Raw genomic sequence first — 16,125 nt, 5'->3', positions numbered from 1 at the left:
GGTCACAGCCCGTACGGCTCGCACGGCGGCCCGCGTGAATCGCGCGGCGACGGCGGCTACGGCTCCCGCGAACCGCGTGAAGGCTATGGCTCGCGCGAACCGCGCGAGGGTTACGGCTCGCGTGAGCCGCGTGAGGGCTACGGCGCCCCGCGCGAACCCCGTGAACCGCGCGAAAGCTACGGCGCACCGCGCGATGCCGGCGACGCATCCGGCAACGCTTCGCCGTCGGATTCCCGCGGCGGCAACGGGCCGGTGATCGTGACGCGCCGCCGGCGAATCGTGCCGGACGGCCAGTAAAACAAAAGGGCAAGCCAACCGGCTTGCCCTTTTTACTTGTGCGGCCGGCGCGGCATGTCGCCGCACCGCTGCCGGGTTCAGCGTGCCGTCGTCGGCAAACCGGCGTCGGCCTCCCGCTGCAACGAACGCACCTGCTGCTGCAACGCCCGCAGTTGCGACTGAAGCTCGGCCTGCTGCGCCTGCAATGCGGCCGTCTCGTTACGTACGCTCTTCTGACGATCCGCGACTGCCGCCTGCTGCTGGCGTGCGATCGAGATATCCGCCTGCAGACGCCGCGCGCGATCCTGCGTGACTTCGATCTGCTTGTCCATCTGCGCCTTCTGCGATTCCAGCTTCGCTGCCCGCAGTTCGTTGACGGCCAGCCGCTCCGCCTGGTGCGAGAAATCGCGGTAGATCGCTTCCGCACGCGATTCGTCGTAAGTCTTGATCACGCGCCAGAACGCCTTCTGCTGGAACAGCGCGACGAAATACGCACCGTCCTTTACGTTGAACAGCAGGCTCGCACCGTAGCTGCCGTTGTAGCTCGTGCGCATTTCCGTCAGCGAGTGCGCCTGGATCTGGCGCTGCAGGTCGTCGACCGTGCTCGGCCCCGTCGACTCACCTGCCTGCGGCTGCACCGATGTCTGGACCTGCGGATCGACCACCGGAATCGCGGCCACCGGCGCCGACGCCTGCTGTACTGCCGGCGACCCGCTGTCCGCCAGGCTCTGCGCATAAGCGCCCTGCATGCCTCCCACCACGGCGAGCAACACGCACGCCTTTCCCAACCCCGTCATATGGCTCATGAAGTTCTATTCCCGCCCGTGTCGTTGTAATTCAGCGCGATTTTATCTCATTAATTACTCACTTTCGCGGGTCTCGGGCTCCTCGTCAAAGATCTGATATTTGCGCATTTTTTCCCACAATACCTTGCGGCTGATACCGAGCTGCTGCGCCGTATCCTGACGCCGCCAGCCGTTGGCGTCGAGCGCCGCAATCACGCGGTTGCGCTCGTTCATGTCCCACTTGCTGCGATCGACGAAGACCTCGGCCGCGCTCTCCGCCGGTACCGGCTGCGCCGAACTGCGCGCATGCGCGATCAACCGCTGCAACCGCGCGGCATCCCACCCGCCCGTCTGCCGTACCGTCACACCGACGCGCTCGGCGAGGTTACGCAGTTCGCGCACGTTGCCGGGGAAATAGCTGTCCGCGACAGAGTCCGTCAGCCAGTACGGCAGATCGGACAACTGCGCGAGCCGTGCCTCGCCGACGACCTGTGCGACGAACGACTTGAACAGCGCGATCTTGTCGACGGCGCCGCGCTCTTCCAGCGACGGAATGCTCAGCTCGATCACCGCGAGCCGGTAGTAGAGATCGGCGCGGAACAGGCCATCCTTCACGAGTTGCGGCAGCTTCTTGTTGCTCGCCGCGACCAGGCGGAAATCGACCTTGACCGGCGACGTTGCGCCGACGCGCAGCACCGCGCCGTCCTCGAGCACGCGCAGCAGCTTGACCTGCTGGTACAGCGGCAGATCACCGACTTCGTCGAGGAACAGCGTGCCGCCGCCCGCCTGTTCGAAATAGCCTTTATGCGCAACAACCGCGCCCGTGAACGATCCTTTCGCATGCCCGAAGAACAGCGATTCGAACAGGCCGTCGGGAATCGCACCGCAGTTCACCGGCACGAATTCGCCGTGCCGGTAGCGCGAATGCTTCTCGTGCAGCAGTTGCGCGATGCGCTCCTTGCCGACGCCGGTTTCTCCGTGCAGCAGCACGTTGGTGTCACAGTCGGCGAATGTATCGACTTCGTGCAGGAGTGCCTGCATCGATTCCGAGTGCGCGACGAGCTCGGTCGGATGCGACGTTTCGGCCGTATGCGCCCGCAGCTGCGTGACGAGCTTGCCGATCATGCCGCGCAGCTCGGCGCACGTGAAATCGAGCGGCAGGATGTGCGAATACTCGGGCGGATACTGCGAAGCGTCGTGATCGCGCGCGGCGCCGACCCAGACGACCGGCATGCCGATGTTGGCCTGCCAGTCGCGCAGGAACGCTGCGCCGATTTCGATCATCGTCACGCTGATGATCGCCAGTGACGGCCGCAATGCGGCGCGCTCGGGCGAGATCTCCGCGTTGTCGGCGCGGATCACTTCGACGTCGAAGCTCGCCATGCACCGGGCGACGCGGTCGACAATGTCCGCCTTGCCTTCCCAGACGTACAGGTCGAGCTCTTCGATTGCGGGCGTGGTTCTCATGATTCGGGTGCGGCTTCAGAAATTGACGAGTGGCTCGAGATTGCGGCTCAGTGAGCGGTTGCAGGCGGCAGCGACGCTGCCTGCCTTGATGACGGAACATTCAGGCATTTATTGAACCAGCATGGGGTTGCCGCATTTGATCGAGTCCGGTGTGTTCGTGACATAGGCATTCCCGAGGCTGAGGCCGAGCAGGCCCGTGACCGAGGTCAGGAGCGAATCAATCGGTTGCAGGAGCAGCGGGACAAGTGTAGTTCCCAGTGCTGACAAAATCGGCCCGAGAACGACGTTCAGCACCGGTGTGACAACATCGCCCAGCAATGCGAGCAAACCGCTGTCGGCGGTCAACTGGATCGACAGGCCGCTGTTAAGTGCGCTTTGAACCGCGGGCGACAGAAGCTGATCCGTGCCGGTGCTCAACATGTATGGCGATGCAGGGGTCGGCGACGCGGATGAACCCGGACCAGGGTAGGTAAACGGCAACGGTGTCGCACTTTGATTGGCAACGGGAATGGTCAACTGTCCGGGCGTCAGGTTGATCTTGACCGAGATCTGGCTCAGGTCGAGGAGCCCAAGCGTCAAGGTCTTGACCAACGTCGACAACCCGGAAATCAGGCCACCCAGGTTCAACAGATTAAGCAGGCTCTGCAGGTTGACGGACACCAGCGTAATCGGCGTGGCGCTACCGTTCTGCGTATATCCGCTCGATGCATTGAGGTTGATCGGCGTATTCGCCGAGCCGCCGAGATACACGGCAACCAATCCGGTCTGCACGTTCACCGTTGCGCTTTTCGTGCCGTCCGCAGTACAGGTGACCGACGCCAGGCCCGCCGTTGCCGGTGCCACATAGGCGGTGATCGGCAGTTGCACCGCCGCGAGCGGCGTGGGACTACCCGACGGGCACGTGCCTCCCGGATAGACCAGCCCGCCGGTCGGACAGGTCGACAGCAGCGATATCGACGTATTGAGGAAAATGTTCCCCTGCGCGGTCGACGTATTGGTCGTGCAATTGGACGTCCCGCAATTCGACGGCCCCGGCGGACCGCTCGCGGTGGACGGCGGATTCGCCCCGAGCTTGACCGAACCCGATACGTTCACGTTCAGCAGCGGCGCGAGCAAGGTCGGCGTCTGAACCGTGACGCTGGGGATGTTGACCGAACTCGTGCCGTTCGCGATCTGCAATGCCGTCGACAGCAATCCGAGTGCATTGACGCTGGCGTCGACGGCGGAAGTTCCCGTAGCGGTAGCAGCAGAAACCAGCTGGCCGAGCGCGATCTGCGGACCGCCGCAGACGCTGCCGGAACAGAGCGCGGCGACAATCGCGTTCAGAACGTTCAGGTTCGCCCCGACCAGATTCTGCTGCGTCGCCGCCTGCACTGCGGCGTTGGCCAGTTGCCCGAGCGTCACGGTACCGTTCAATACGCCCGTAGTCGTGCCGACCGGCAGATTGGCGAGAATGCCGGCCAGTTTCAGGTTGACTTGCGCCAGCCCCTGGTAGTCGAGCACCTGCAGACTCAGCGCATTCGGAGACCCCGTCAGTACCTTAAGCAACTGATTGGCCAACCCGCCGTTCAATGTCGCCAGCGACGTGGTGAGCGTAAAGGTATCGGTCGGCACGCTCTTGGCGATGGCGGATCCACCGATCGTGACGCCACCGCGAAATATCCCGTCGACCGGCTCGGCCACCGTGACACAAACGGCATTGGTCGATTGGCCATTGACTGTTCCGGCCGACAGACCGGCGCATTGGCCAGCGCTGATCGGGTCTCCCGATATCCAGGTGAACTGCGCGCTGCCGCTGCCCTGAGGCGCCGTCCAGATGCCGCAGGACACGGAAACGCTCGAACCTGTCGGCAACGGATTCTTCGATGGGTTGGCGATTTGACCGGCAGCGGTCTTTGCTGCCTGACAAGTCGAGTCGGTGGCAATCTGCGACACCGCTGACAGCGCGGCCAAATCGGCCGCCGCTTGCATTCGACGTCTTTCAGCATAGAAATGGCCGACGTCGATCGCGCCCAGCACGATAATCGCAACTAGTGCCCAGATCGTCGCCATGACCGCGACGCTCCCCCGCTGGCGATTTCTCCGCGGGCCACCAGCACCACACCGCCGTGCCGCGTGCGATTGATCTGCGCGCATGATCATCTCTTATTGCGCGCCCTGCCCGCCGCCCGACATGCCACCCGTTGCACCGAGTTGCGAACTTATCGAATCCGGGATCTTGTTCTTGAACGAATCAAGATAGCGCTGGTAGGCAAGCGATGCGACATCGCCGAACACCGGTTGCGCCGGCGCCGCCGCGCGATTGTCACGCTGCATCGCGAGCCAGTTCTTGGTCGAACGGCCTACGTCTGACGCGCCAGGTTCCATGGGTTGTTGACCATATGCCGCGCCGGAGCTCGTTACGATGCAGGCGATCGCACCCAGCGTCGCGATCCAGCCGATGCGTACGCTTCGATTATGTTTGTTCTCGTTCATGTTGCTCCCCGGATATCCGTTCATTGTGCAAACCGTTGCAACAGCGGCACCGTCTGGTCGTAGCCGACATTGTTCGCCATCGGCGTGATCGGTGTTGCCGCGCTGCGGCGCGAAACCACCGGCGGTGTCGCGACTGCACGCTGCTGGGCGCGCACGGCCGCAGCGATCTTCGCGGCATCGCTGTTGATGTCCTTGCGAATATCGGCCGACAGATGCTGCTGGTTCATCAACCGTTGCGCATCCTGCGCACGTCCTGCCGCAAACAGATACAGCGCGAGGTTGCTGACGATCTTCGGATTGCGCTGATCGAGTTCGGCCGCCTTCATCAGCGGCACCCGTGAACCAACGACGTCGCCGCTGCGCAACTTCGCGTAAGCAAGGTCGGAAAGCAGCGACGGATCCGTCGGCGCAAGCTCCGACGCCTGCGTCAATGCCTGCACCGCACGATCGAAATCCCCCGCGGCGCCCGCCAGCAACCCCAGCCCGCGATAGCCGCGCGCAGCGAGTGGCGTCTTCAGCAACTGGTTATACGCAGCCGCGCTTGCGGCCGGCTGATCGGTCATCCGCAACGCATCCGCGCGCAGCAGAACCGATTCCGGCATGACGCCGTATGTCTTGTCGTACGCATCGATGTGCGCGAGAGAAGCGTAATAGAGCCCTTGCGTTTGCATCCGCTGAATCAGGCCCAGGTACATCCCCGGCGTATCCGGCACGGACTGCTTCTGATCTGCTGCCTGCATCAGCGCCGCACGCTCGGTCTGCGCACCGACGCCATACCCGCTTTCCTTGGTGGCACATGCGCCAAGCAGCAGCACCGCCGCCAACATGCCTGCCCGCGTCACTGTTTCGCCAATTCGCTTCATGGTCTGTCCTTCCGTCCTTCAATGCTGCGACGCCAATGCGCGCATCACTGCCAGCATGCCCGGCCCGGCCGTCACGATCAGCAATGCAGGCAACAGCGTCAGCACCATGACGCCCGTCATCTTCACGGTCAATCTGCCGATGCGTTCGCGCAGCATCGCGCGGCGAGTCTCGCGCAAACGATCGCCGAACTGCTTGAGCGGCTCCTGCACCGCGCCGCCATGCTTGTCGACCTGAATCATCAATCGCACGATCGCGCGCAAATCCTCGTTGTCGAATCCGCCGGACAGCCGTTGCAGCGACTGCTCGCGCGTACGTCCTGCAGCGAACTGACGCTGCGCGATTCCCACCTCCGACGACAGCACCGGCAGCATCCCGCGAAAATCGTTCGTCACGACCTGCAGGCTCTGATCGAGCGACAGCCCGACACCTTGCAGCAAACGCAACATGTCGACGAGCAGCGGCAGTTCGTCGACGACGCTCTGCCGACGCGACGCCGCACGGCGCTGCACATAGAGTTTCGGCAGCATGAAGCCGAGCCCGAAGGCGACGAACATGCCGACCATCCAGACACTGCCTTTCATGCGCCCGCTCGCGAAGATCGCAAACAGCAGCGGCAGCGCGATCCCGCACGCGACCCGCGCGCTCAGAAACAAACCGCGCGTGCGTGAGTCGACATATCCGGCTTGCTCGAGCAGGCGGCGATCCTCTTCCGCGACAGCGTATTTGCCGAATCCGGTATCCAGCCAGCGCATGCCCGCCGCCGACAACCGGTCCAGCAAACGCTGGACGCGTTGCCCGCCGCGCACATCGGGTTTCGCAGGCGCATCGCCGTTCGGCGCGGTCCGTGCTTTCGCTGCCTCGAGTGCCGCCATGCGCCGATCCAGCGCATCGACCAGCGCACGTTCGGCACGCCCCGCTGCATGCGCACGCAACACGGCGACCATACCTAGCAGCAGCACCCCAAGTGCGCCCACTGCCAGCGCAATCGCTCCGATTTGAGTTGCTGTCATAGCCTCACCTGAGCCGAGCCATTCGGTACAGCCATATGCTGCCGGCCACTTGCGCCAGGAATGCGATCGTGAGCAGCGACCGACCGTTCGGATCGCCCCACATCCCGTACAGATACCTCGGGTTTGTCATCACGACAAAGCTGCCGATCGCGATCGGCAGCATGACGAGGACGAACGCCGACAGCCGCGTTTCCGACGACATCGCAGCCAATTCACGCTCGGCCTGCTCGAGATCGCGCATGAACACCGACATCCGCTCGAGCATCACGTCCGCACGACCGCCGTATTTGACCGACAAGCGCAGCACCGAGCCGACGAGTTCAAATTCTTCCGTCCGGTAGATCTTCGCGATGTGCATCATCGCGCGATCGATCTCGATACCGCCGCGCAGCATCCGTGACACCACATCCAGGCAGCCGCGCAGCGGCTCCTCGGTCGTCAGGAGTGCTGCCTGGAAGGCCGCCGGCACGCTGTTGCCCAGCGTGACGAGACGCACGATCCCGTCGAGGAACGACGGGATCTGCCGGACGATCTTCAACCGCCGCCGCTGAATCCGTGACGCGAGCCAGACGCCGAATATCGCGCTTCCGCAAATGAGCGCAGCGAAACACGCGAGCATGCCGCCGTGACTGCCCGCAATGAATGCAACCACGACAAGCGCCGCAAGCGCGATGAACGCCTTGCCGCGCGCGTCGTCTATCCCCGCACGACTCGCGAGGTTCGACAGATATTCGGATGCCGTCGCATACCAATGTGCCCAGATTGCGTCGGACGATGCGTTTCGTGCCGCGCCTGGCTGCATCGGCACCGCGCGCGCGGCACCGGCCGCCGCCGGCCGTGCTGGCTGCGCGGCGACACCGGCACGTGCGCCGGGTTCGAGCCGGCTGTCGATGAAGCGCTTGGCGTCGGTTCGTACGCGCTGGGTTTCCGCGCGACGCCACAGCATCATCGCGGCCGCGACGCACACCATCGCGAAGGCCAGCGCCCACACCATCGCGCTATACATTGAAGCCCCCGCCGCCGCGGCCGAACCCGCCGCCAAACCCGCTGTCGCCGAACCCGCCGCTCGTCAGCGTCTGACGGAAGCGCGCGAGCTTCGGCGAATGCGGATGAATGCCCAGCGTCTCCCAGTTGTCGACTTCCTCGCCCTCCGGCGTCACGCGTGCTTCGTAACGGTAAAGTTCCTGCGTCGCGATGATGTTGTCGGACAGACCGGTGACTTCCGTGATCGACAGGATTCGCCGTCGCCCGTTCGACAGGCGACCGATCTGCACGATGAAGTCGATCGCATTCGCGATCTGCCGGCGCAGGCTCGACTCGGTGCCCTGAAAGCCCGCGAAACCCGCAAGCATCTCGAGGCGGTACAGGCACTCTCGCGGTGAGCTCGCATGCACGGTGCCCATCGAGCCGTCATGGCCCGTGTTCATCGCCTGCAGCATTTCCAGCACTTCGCCGCCGCGCACTTCGCCCACGATGATCCGGTCCGGGCGCATCCGCAGCGTATTGCGCAGCAGGTCGCGAATCGACACGACGCCGGTACCGTCGAAACCGCCCGGACGGCTCTCGAGGCGCACAACGTGCGGGTGGTTCAGCGACAGCTCTGCCGTATCCTCGATCGTCACGACACGCTCGATCTCCGGAATGTGGAATGCGAGCGCGTTGAGCAGCGACGTCTTGCCGGAACTCGTGCCGCCCGACACGAGAATATTGCAGCGCGCCTCGACCGCTGCCTGGAGCAGCGTGTTGATCTCTTCGTTGAACGTCCCGTTGCCGAGCAGGTCGGACGGTTTCAGCGGATCCTTGCGGAATTTCCGGATCGATACGACCGGGCCGTCGATCGACAGCGGTTCGATCACGACGTTCACGCGGCCGCCGTCGGGCAGCCGCGCGTCGACCATCGGGTTCGACTCGTCGAGACGGCGGCCGATCGGCGCGAGAATCCGACGCACGATCCGCAGCAGGTGCGCGTTGTCGGTAAAGCGCACCGGCAGCTTCGCGAGGATCCCGTGACGCGACACGTACACGTCCTTGTAGCCGTTGATCAGGATGTCTTCGACTGCCGGGTCCGCGAGCAGGTCCTCGATCGGCCCGAAGCCCGCAAGCTCCTTCGTCAGGGCCTCGGCGATCGTACGCACCTCGTTCTCGTTGAGCGGAATGCGGCGCAGGCGCACGAAGCTGTCGATCTCCAGATCGACGAACTGGTTGATCGCCTGTCGGGACCAACGGCCGAACTCGGCGCCCAGTTCTTCGATACGCGTCAGCAAGTGCTCGTGCGCGGCATTCTTGATGTCGTGGAATTGCTGCGTCTGGGAGAACGGCGCTGCGCCGTCGGCGAATTGAATGTCGTGTGCCATCGCTTACGACCGCTTGGACGAGGGTTGAATGAAGCGCTTCAGCGCAGACAGGCCGGATGCCGAACGCGTGGCGGTCGACCTGACCGACACGCCTGGCAGCCGCGCGGCGAGCGACTCGAGCGCGCGCATGTACGGGTCGCGCTCCGCCATATCGACGATGAGCCGGCCCTGGTTTGCCGCATGGCCGATCGCGACGCGGCGCGACGGCAACGTACCCACCAGCGCAAGGCCGAGACGTTCGGCGATCTGTGCCGGCGTCAGGTCGAGCGCGGGATCGTACTGGTTGACGACCAGCCGCACACGATCGGTGTCGACACCCGCATCGCGCAGCCCGGTGAGCAGATCGGCCGCGGACACGATCGACGCGACGCCCTGGTCGCAGACGAGCCACGCGTCATCGGCCGACATCGTAATCTGGGCAACGAACTCACGGTTCGAAAAACCACCGAGATCGACGATCTGCTGATCGAAAAATGCGCGAAACCGGTTCAGCACGCCGGCGCACGATGCATACGAGACATCACGCAGCCCGCCGAGATCGGCCGGCAGCGTCGTCAATGCAACACCGCTCTCATGCCGGGTCAGTGCGGCATTCACGAAGGTTCGGTCGATGCGGCGCAGGTTGTGAACAGCATCGATGAAATGGAATTCGCAGCGGGTGTTCAGGAACAGCGCGCCGTCGCCTGCCGGCAGCCCCAGGTCGACGAGCGCGGTTTGTCGACCGGCCGGTGTGCCGCCATTCGACTCGCCGGGCGCCCCCGGACTCACCGCGCGCTTCTGCAGCCACACGGCGAGATTCGCCGCGAGCGTACTCACGCCCATGCCGGCGCGCGCGCCAAGCAATGCGACGAGCTTGCCGTGACGGCTTGCCGGCTCGCCGACGTTTGCCAGCAGCCCGCGCGTCGTGCGCAACGCCTCTTCCGCCGCGGCCGACACGTCGATGAAATCGCGCACACCGGCGCGCAATGCGGCGAGCGTGCTCTCCGGCTGTGCGAGCGAGCCGAGTGCGATGATCGGCAACCCCGGATGCGATGCACGTACCGCCGCGGCGACCACGCTCGCAGCCGCGTTGCCGTCGGAAAAATCGATGAACACGAGCGCCGGATTGAGCCCCGTGATGCGCTGAGCAAGCACGCCCGGCTCGAGCGACGCAGCCTCGACCGCACCGGCCGATACGAGCGTATCGGCCAGCCAGCGGACATGCTCCTCGTGCTGTGACGCGCAAACGAAATAGTCGGTCACGGCGGGTTCACACAATGACTGGATTCGCGCATTCATGTCGAACACCCCCGACTACACAAAGCGTGGCGACGCGTCGCAATCTGCGAGACATCCCACTCATTTTGAAAACCCTGGAGCGGCGTCCGGCGACGCAGCTCCGCCCAGATACGATTTCCAGACCGGTCCATCGTGCTGCTCGGACAACTCGCCGGGCGTTGCGGGCAGCACGGCCCCCTTGGCGATCGGCGCGACAAGGTGAGGAGTCACGATGATCAGCAATTCCTTGTCGTTCTGCTGATAGTTCAGATTCTTGAAGAACGTACCGATAATCGGCAGATCGCCCAGCAACGGCACCTTGCTCACGTTCGACATCGTCTGGCGATCGATCAGGCCGCCGATCACGAAGCTTTCGCCGTCGCCGAGCTCGACGGTTGTGTCCGCGCGGCGCGTCGTGATGCCGGGCACCGCAACGCCACTGATCGTCACGCTGTTCACGAAGTCGAGCTGACTCGACTCGGGAGCAACCTTCAACGCGATCCGGTTCGGGCTCAGGACCGTCGGCATCAGCGAGAGCCCGACGCCATATTGCTTCCACTGGATCGCGGTCGAGCCGAGCCCTTGCGGTGACGGCACCGGAATCTCTCCGCCCGCGAGAAAGCTCGCGCTCTGCCCGGACAGCGCGACGAGCGTCGGCTCCGCCAGCACGCGAGCGAGATTGTTCGCCTCGAGCAGTGACAGATCGGCAAAAATGCCGCGCCCGGCGGCGTTCACGACCAGGTTGAACGCCGACGCGACCGGCGATCCGAGCGTCGGAACGTAACCCGCGGTACCTGGGCCGGACCCTCCGCTATAAGACTGCACGCCCCCCGGCGAAAACGATCCGAACGAAAAGCCGTTGCTTTGCTTGAAGAAATTGAACCCGACCTGCTTGAGCACCGAACGGCTGAATTCGACGACCCGCACGTCGACCTGCACGACGCTCTTGCCGGGAACCGTCGAGCGGTCGATCACGGCCCCCTTTCCGCTCATGTTCTTGCCGACCGCGGCCGCACGCGCATGCGCCTCGAGCGACGCCGACGAGCCTTGCAATACCGCCGTTCCGCCGTATGCATTCACGCGCGGCGTAGAGCCGTCGAGCACCGCTTGCGCGGCCGCGTCGACGACCTCGACGCTCCAGACCGTCGGCTCGTCGTGACCGCGCTCCCACAGCATGACGTTCGTCGCGCCGGGCGCCTTCGCGGTAAGCAGCACCGATCCCGAGCGGCTCCCCTTCATGATCAGCACGTCGGCTATCGCAGGATCGCCGACCGCGACACGCTGCAGCGTGCGGCTCGCCGAAATCTGCCGTTGCGCGCCGACCGCAAGCTCGATCGTACCGCTCGCAGTCGCGAACGATGCGAAAGTCATGGTGAAGATGGCAATCGCGAATGCACTCAGTGTTTTTTTCATCGTTTGGTAGACCGTCGCGCGGCCTTTTACTTGTCGTCGCTAATATCGATGGCCGTCGATGTCTTTCAATAGGCAACCGTTTCCGACCGGCCGCCGCGGATCACTTCGATGTTGCCGCCCCCCCCGCTCGGCCGCACCACCGGCATCAAACGCGGCGGTAATGGCGGCACGTTCACATTGGCCACCGGTGCTCTCGTTGTACCGGACAGTTGTTGCAACGAAACGCCCGCTGCAGCCAGTGCCGACGGCGACAGCTTGTTGTCCGTACGTACCGCTACTGTCTGTACCGCAAGCTCGTCGTCACGCGGGTTGCGCAAGGCGAACGTCAGCCGGCCGCTCGCTTCGCCGAGCGTCAGCGCGTCGACCTGCGCGGTCGGTACCGCGAGCACCGCGATGCGGACACCGGCCGATTGCCCGTTGCCACCGTTGTTGTTCCCGCTGTCGCGATCCGCTGTCGCATCACCGAACGACAGCACACGGACCTTCGACAACAGAAGACGCGCCTGCGACTGCGAGACCTCGCCGTCAAGCATCGTGCCGCCGCCTTCACGCTTCAGATTCAGGAACACGTCGACATAGTTGCCGGGCCGCAGCCGGTTGCCGACTGCATTCGATTCGTCGACGCGAACTGCAACCGCGCGCTCGCCGGGCTGTACGTCCTCGGCAAGCCCCGATACCAGCGCATCCGCAACGACCGGCGCCGAGGCCGGGATCTCCCGAACAGGCACGCGGCCGACAAGCGGAACGGGATCACTGAACGCGCCCACCGGTACTAGCGCAGTCGACTGGATCTTCAGTGCATCAGCCGGGATCGGCTGACCGCCCGGCAAGGTGCGCGTCGCAATCACGACGGGTACGGCTGTTGCCGTCGCCGCTTGCTGGACCGGCGCGGGACGCGAAGCGCTGCGTCCAAGCACCCAGGCATAGATTCCAAGCAGAACGGCGATCGCAATCAGCAGCCCCGCAATGATCTTCGTTACGTTGTTGGCCATGTTGTCGAATGGATGCAGGAATAAAAACCAGTTAGCTTCTTGCTGCGTGATTCGTGGATGACGTGCTCATAGCATGGTCTGCGGGATCTGCACCACTGCCGTGCCCGTCAAAGGTGCCGTCATGAAGGTCCCAAGGAACGGCATGATCGTCATCCAGCTGTCCGGCGTATAGCTCACCGTGACCGTCAGGCAGTACAGCAACGGCGTCGGTGTCCCGTTGTAGTTGCACTGCTGCGCCACGACGTTGGGCGGACTACTGTTCAGCCAGCCGAGAACATTCTGGGTCGTCGTCTTCGCGTTCGCGACGCGTGTCGTGAGATCCGGTGCGTAGCTCAATCCAGCGCGCGCGCCCTCGCTTGCCGCCAACGTCAAGCTCTGCTGAATGACAAAAATCATCCCGAAACTCAGAATCGCGTAGAAGATCACGAAGAACAGCGGAAACACGATCGCAAACTCGACCGCTGTCGCTCCGCGTTGCCGCCGACGTCCTCGCCATGCGTTCTGTCGTTTCATCGCACGCCCCCCGTTGCGGCAAGATAGAGCAGCCATACGGCAGCCGGCACCGCGAGGCATGCGGCATAGGGCGTTGCCCGATATCTCCCGAGTCTCAACGCAGGCTCGCGCGGTCGCCACAAGCCCCCGAGCGAGGTGCGCGACAGCACCATCAGCACGAGCGCGTGCAGGCTGGCAGCCAGACTGGCGGCCACCCACAGCCACAGCAGCGCATGCACACCACACCAGATGCCGAGCACGGCAAAAATCTTTACATCTGCTGCGCCCATCACGCGCAGAAGGAAGAACGGCATAAGCCCAATCAAGCCGACCAGCATGCCGGCCACTGACTGAAGCATGGAAATGCCAAATGGATTCGCGGCCACACATGCGCCGGCGAACCCACTGACTAGTCCGACCAGAACAAGCGCGTTCGAAATACGGCGGAAACGAATATCGCTGACCACGACAAAACCTGCCCAGGTCAGAAATACCCCGCTAAAAATAAGATGTCCCATCGCGCCACGATCCGCAGCAAATACGAGGGCAAGCGGATTACCGAGGCAATCCGCCTGCTACTGCGCCAAGACGACTTCCGAAAAAGAAGTAGTCAGCTTAGCCCGCCGGGGTTGCCCGGATCGCGGTGGCAGAACAGTTGGTAGCCGAAGGGGAGGACACGCAAGTGCCAAGATTAGTGAACATATTACCGAGGCTGCTGCCGATGTTCGTCACCCCGGCAACGATTGCAACAGCAATCAGACCCGCAATCAGACCATACTCGATCGCGGTAACCCCGTCTTCTTCCTTAAGGAAGCGCTTGATGAGTGCTTTCATTTTATTCCTCGTGCCTGTATTTACGTTCTTTGGCCTTTTATACGTAAACATCCCCGCATATCCGGCCGGTCGCCCCGCGCTGTTCGCCACATCTGCTGTAACGACAACCAGGTGCACTTTCTTTATAGATTGCCCCGAGGGGCATGGCTCACCATTTGATGCAAGTTAACATTCGCGATAGCAACCCTCCTCGAACGTTGTGTACCGAACCGTACATTTCCTTACATCTGCTCCGGATTCTATATCCGATCCTATTTAAGTTCCAACCTCTTTTAACGACTTGGATCGAAAAAAATGACCGTGAGCACAGCGTATTTGTACGGCGTTTCGGTACGACTTACACATAGGATTTACGATAGGTTAGATGTGCACACCTAATCCACCTGTAAAACAGTTGCCTCGTCCACCAAGCCTGCGCCGCCTCCCACGTTACGTCGCACGCGTAACGCCAATGTTGTGACGTTACGTTACGAAACGATCGAAATCGTTCTCATTCGTCTGCACTTAAACAGATTCAACAATCTTTCAATTCCCGTAACTTCCTTTTCCGACAAGGAATTGCCCCGTTTAAAACCTGTTGCCGAACCGTCGGGCATCGAAATGGCACGACAGTTGCAGAGTAGTCCTCGCACCACTCAACACAACGCAGTTCACAACACATTTTAATGCGAGGACAAAATGGACATTAAGGTTATCCCTCATGGCGTGTTCCGGACGACTCTGATCGCGGCCACCGTTGCAGCCATGCTTTCCCTCTCCGCGTGCGGCGGCTCGGGTTCCATCAGCCAGGGTCTTGGCGGCGGCTCGAGCTCGGGCGGCGGCGATACGATCTCCACGTCCGGCACGAGCGGCACATCGGGCACGTCGGGCACGAGCGGAACTTCGGGTACGAGCGGCACCAGCGGCACCTCGGGTACGAGCGGTACGTCCGGCACAAGCGGGACCTCCGGTACCAGCGGTACGTCGGGCACGAGCGGCACGTCCGGTACTTCCGGCACGTCGGGCGTGTCGTCGAACCCAGTGGGAACTGTCCTCGCAAGCAGCAGCAACATCTTGACGGGTGTCGGCGGAACCGTCTCGGGCCTCGGTTCCGTCATCGGCAGCCAGACGCTGCCGGGCGTCAACCCGGCCACCACACAAGCCGCGGGCGGCATCGTGCAAAGCGTCGGCGGCGCAGTGACCGCACTCGGCAATGGCCTCGGCAACGGTCTCGGCCAGCTCGGCGCGACGAAGGATCCGGTCGGCACCACGCTCGCCAGCACGGGTGGCGTGGTCAACCAGCTCGGCAGCGCAGTCACGCAAACGGGGACCCTGGTCTCGAGCCTCGGCAGCGGCCCGCTCTCGCCGCTCGCACCGGTCACGGGCGCCGTCGGCGGCCTCGTGTCGACGCTCGGCGGTGCCGTCTCGAACGGCGGCAACACCCTCACCAACGCACTGTCGACCGGCCCGATCCAGCAGGTCACGCAGACGGTCAGCTCGGCCATCACACCGATCACGACGATGGTCGGCCAGACGACCCAGACGATCGGCACGGCAACCGGCCTCGGCGCGCCCGTCAACACGCTGCTCGGCACGGTCGGCAACGGCCTGAACCAGGCCGGCGCCCTGCTCGCGTCGACGGGCGGCAATCCCGTCACGACCGGTCTTGGCAACACGGTCTCGTCGACGGGCAACACCGTGAAGGCCGTCGGCGGCCTGCTCACGGGCGGCACCGGCGGCGTAACCAACCCGCTCGCGCCGCTCACCGGCCTCGTCTCGACGGTCACCGGCGCACTCGGCGGCGCAACGGGTGGCGGCAGCGGCCCGCTTGCCCCGGTCACCGGCCTCGTTTCGACAGTGACCGGCGCACTCGGCGGCGCAACGGGCGGCGGCAGCGGCCCGCTCGCCCCGGTCACCGGCCTCGTCT

15 protein-coding genes and 1 pseudogene are annotated in these 16,125 nt (G+C 63.7%); 2 read left to right on the top strand and 14 right to left on the bottom strand.

The window, feature by feature from the left end; all coding sequences use genetic code 11:
* Window positions 1-297, top strand: a pseudogene (locus DPV74_RS30555) (RNA chaperone Hfq); the annotation flags it as partial.
* A gap of 77 nt (window positions 298-374) precedes the next feature.
* On the opposite strand, the gene DPV74_RS30550 reads toward DPV74_RS30555, so the two are convergent.
* From DPV74_RS30550 to DPV74_RS30485, 14 genes are all read right to left on the bottom strand, one after another.
* Entirely contained in the window at window positions 375-1,082 is a 708-nt protein-coding gene (locus DPV74_RS30550) for a DUF2968 domain-containing protein (RefSeq protein ID WP_027787660.1), read from the bottom strand.
* A gap of 54 nt (window positions 1,083-1,136) precedes the next feature.
* A complete protein-coding gene (locus DPV74_RS30545) occupies window positions 1,137-2,528 on the bottom strand; it encodes a sigma 54-interacting transcriptional regulator (RefSeq protein WP_048020714.1) in 1,392 nt (463 codons plus the stop codon).
* Between the two features lie 108 nt (window positions 2,529-2,636).
* Window positions 2,637-4,664, bottom strand: a complete 2,028-nt coding sequence (locus DPV74_RS30540) for a pilus assembly protein TadG-related protein (RefSeq protein WP_276140379.1) — start codon at window positions 4,662-4,664, stop codon at window positions 2,637-2,639.
* A gap of 9 nt (window positions 4,665-4,673) precedes the next feature.
* Window positions 4,674-5,003: a DUF3613 domain-containing protein gene (locus DPV74_RS30535; protein WP_059700359.1), complete on the bottom strand. Its 330-nt coding sequence runs from the start codon at window positions 5,001-5,003 to the stop codon at window positions 4,674-4,676.
* A gap of 20 nt (window positions 5,004-5,023) precedes the next feature.
* Entirely contained in the window at window positions 5,024-5,866 is an 843-nt protein-coding gene (locus DPV74_RS30530; RefSeq protein ID WP_119338548.1) for a tetratricopeptide repeat protein, read from the bottom strand.
* Between the two features lie 18 nt (window positions 5,867-5,884).
* Window positions 5,885-6,877, bottom strand: a complete 993-nt coding sequence (locus DPV74_RS30525; protein WP_042977051.1) for a type II secretion system F family protein — start codon at window positions 6,875-6,877, stop codon at window positions 5,885-5,887.
* A 4-nt stretch (window positions 6,878-6,881) separates the two neighbouring features.
* Window positions 6,882-7,883, bottom strand: coding sequence for a type II secretion system F family protein (locus tag DPV74_RS30520; protein ID WP_119338547.1), 1,002 nt, complete (start codon window positions 7,881-7,883; stop codon window positions 6,882-6,884).
* Window positions 7,876-9,231 (bottom strand): CpaF family protein, encoded by a 1,356-nt coding sequence (locus DPV74_RS30515; protein WP_091921416.1) that lies wholly within the window; start codon window positions 9,229-9,231, stop codon window positions 7,876-7,878. The genes DPV74_RS30520 and DPV74_RS30515 overlap by 8 nt, the downstream gene beginning before the upstream one ends.
* 3 nt (window positions 9,232-9,234) lie before the next feature.
* Entirely contained in the window at window positions 9,235-10,509 is a 1,275-nt protein-coding gene (locus DPV74_RS30510; protein ID WP_119338550.1) for a fimbrial protein, read from the bottom strand.
* Between the two features lie 60 nt (window positions 10,510-10,569).
* The gene (locus DPV74_RS30505) at window positions 10,570-11,901 is read right to left on the bottom strand and encodes a type II and III secretion system protein family protein (protein WP_059700094.1); all 1,332 of its coding nucleotides are present in this window, start codon (window positions 11,899-11,901) and stop codon (window positions 10,570-10,572) included.
* A gap of 65 nt (window positions 11,902-11,966) precedes the next feature.
* Window positions 11,967-12,893, bottom strand: coding sequence for a Flp pilus assembly protein CpaB (cpaB, locus tag DPV74_RS30500; protein WP_119338546.1), 927 nt, complete (start codon window positions 12,891-12,893; stop codon window positions 11,967-11,969).
* Between the two features lie 66 nt (window positions 12,894-12,959).
* The gene (locus DPV74_RS30495; protein ID WP_059682781.1) at window positions 12,960-13,406 is read right to left on the bottom strand and encodes a TadE/TadG family type IV pilus assembly protein; all 447 of its coding nucleotides are present in this window, start codon (window positions 13,404-13,406) and stop codon (window positions 12,960-12,962) included.
* Window positions 13,403-13,903, bottom strand: coding sequence for a prepilin peptidase (locus DPV74_RS30490; RefSeq protein ID WP_091921422.1), 501 nt, complete (start codon window positions 13,901-13,903; stop codon window positions 13,403-13,405). Before DPV74_RS30490 ends, DPV74_RS30495 begins: the two co-directional genes overlap by 4 nt.
* Window positions 13,904-14,000: 97 nt before the next feature.
* A complete protein-coding gene (locus tag DPV74_RS30485; protein WP_081066341.1) occupies window positions 14,001-14,219 on the bottom strand; it encodes a Flp family type IVb pilin in 219 nt (72 codons plus the stop codon).
* A 678-nt stretch (window positions 14,220-14,897) separates the two neighbouring features.
* Here DPV74_RS30485 and DPV74_RS30480 point away from each other — a divergent pair.
* Window positions 14,898-16,125 (top strand): collagen-like triple helix repeat-containing protein (locus DPV74_RS30480; protein ID WP_119338549.1); only part of this gene is annotated, 1,228 nt, incomplete at its 3' end.

It is taken from the genome of Burkholderia sp. HAN2018, assembly GCF_024704855.1.
GTDB lineage: Bacteria > Pseudomonadota > Gammaproteobacteria > Burkholderiales > Burkholderiaceae > Burkholderia > Burkholderia cepacia.
The sequence above is the reverse complement of the archived record's forward strand: the minus strand, read 5'-3'. Positions and strand labels throughout refer to the sequence as shown.

Coding starts and splice junctions, on each gene's coding strand:
- DPV74_RS30550 (WP_027787660.1), bottom strand. CDS start 1,082: ATGAGCCATATGACGGGGTTGGGAAAGGCGTGCGTGTTGCTCGCCGTG.
- DPV74_RS30545 (WP_048020714.1), bottom strand. CDS start 2,528: ATGAGAACCACGCCCGCAATCGAAGAGCTCGACCTGTACGTCTGGGAA.
- DPV74_RS30540 (WP_276140379.1), bottom strand. CDS start 4,664: ATGCGCGCAGATCAATCGCACGCGGCACGGCGGTGTGGTGCTGGTGGC.
- DPV74_RS30535 (WP_059700359.1), bottom strand. CDS start 5,003: ATGAACGAGAACAAACATAATCGAAGCGTACGCATCGGCTGGATCGCG.
- DPV74_RS30530 (WP_119338548.1), bottom strand. CDS start 5,866: ATGAAGCGAATTGGCGAAACAGTGACGCGGGCAGGCATGTTGGCGGCG.
- DPV74_RS30525 (WP_042977051.1), bottom strand. CDS start 6,877: ATGACAGCAACTCAAATCGGAGCGATTGCGCTGGCAGTGGGCGCACTT.
- DPV74_RS30520 (WP_119338547.1), bottom strand. CDS start 7,883: ATGTATAGCGCGATGGTGTGGGCGCTGGCCTTCGCGATGGTGTGCGTC.
- DPV74_RS30515 (WP_091921416.1), bottom strand. CDS start 9,231: ATGGCACACGACATTCAATTCGCCGACGGCGCAGCGCCGTTCTCCCAG.
- DPV74_RS30510 (WP_119338550.1), bottom strand. CDS start 10,509: ATGAATGCGCGAATCCAGTCATTGTGTGAACCCGCCGTGACCGACTAT.
- DPV74_RS30505 (WP_059700094.1), bottom strand. CDS start 11,901: ATGAAAAAAACACTGAGTGCATTCGCGATTGCCATCTTCACCATGACT.
- cpaB (WP_119338546.1), bottom strand. CDS start 12,893: ATGGCCAACAACGTAACGAAGATCATTGCGGGGCTGCTGATTGCGATC.
- DPV74_RS30495 (WP_059682781.1), bottom strand. CDS start 13,406: ATGAAACGACAGAACGCATGGCGAGGACGTCGGCGGCAACGCGGAGCG.
- DPV74_RS30490 (WP_091921422.1), bottom strand. CDS start 13,903: ATGGGACATCTTATTTTTAGCGGGGTATTTCTGACCTGGGCAGGTTTT.
- DPV74_RS30485 (WP_081066341.1), bottom strand. CDS start 14,219: ATGAAAGCACTCATCAAGCGCTTCCTTAAGGAAGAAGACGGGGTTACC.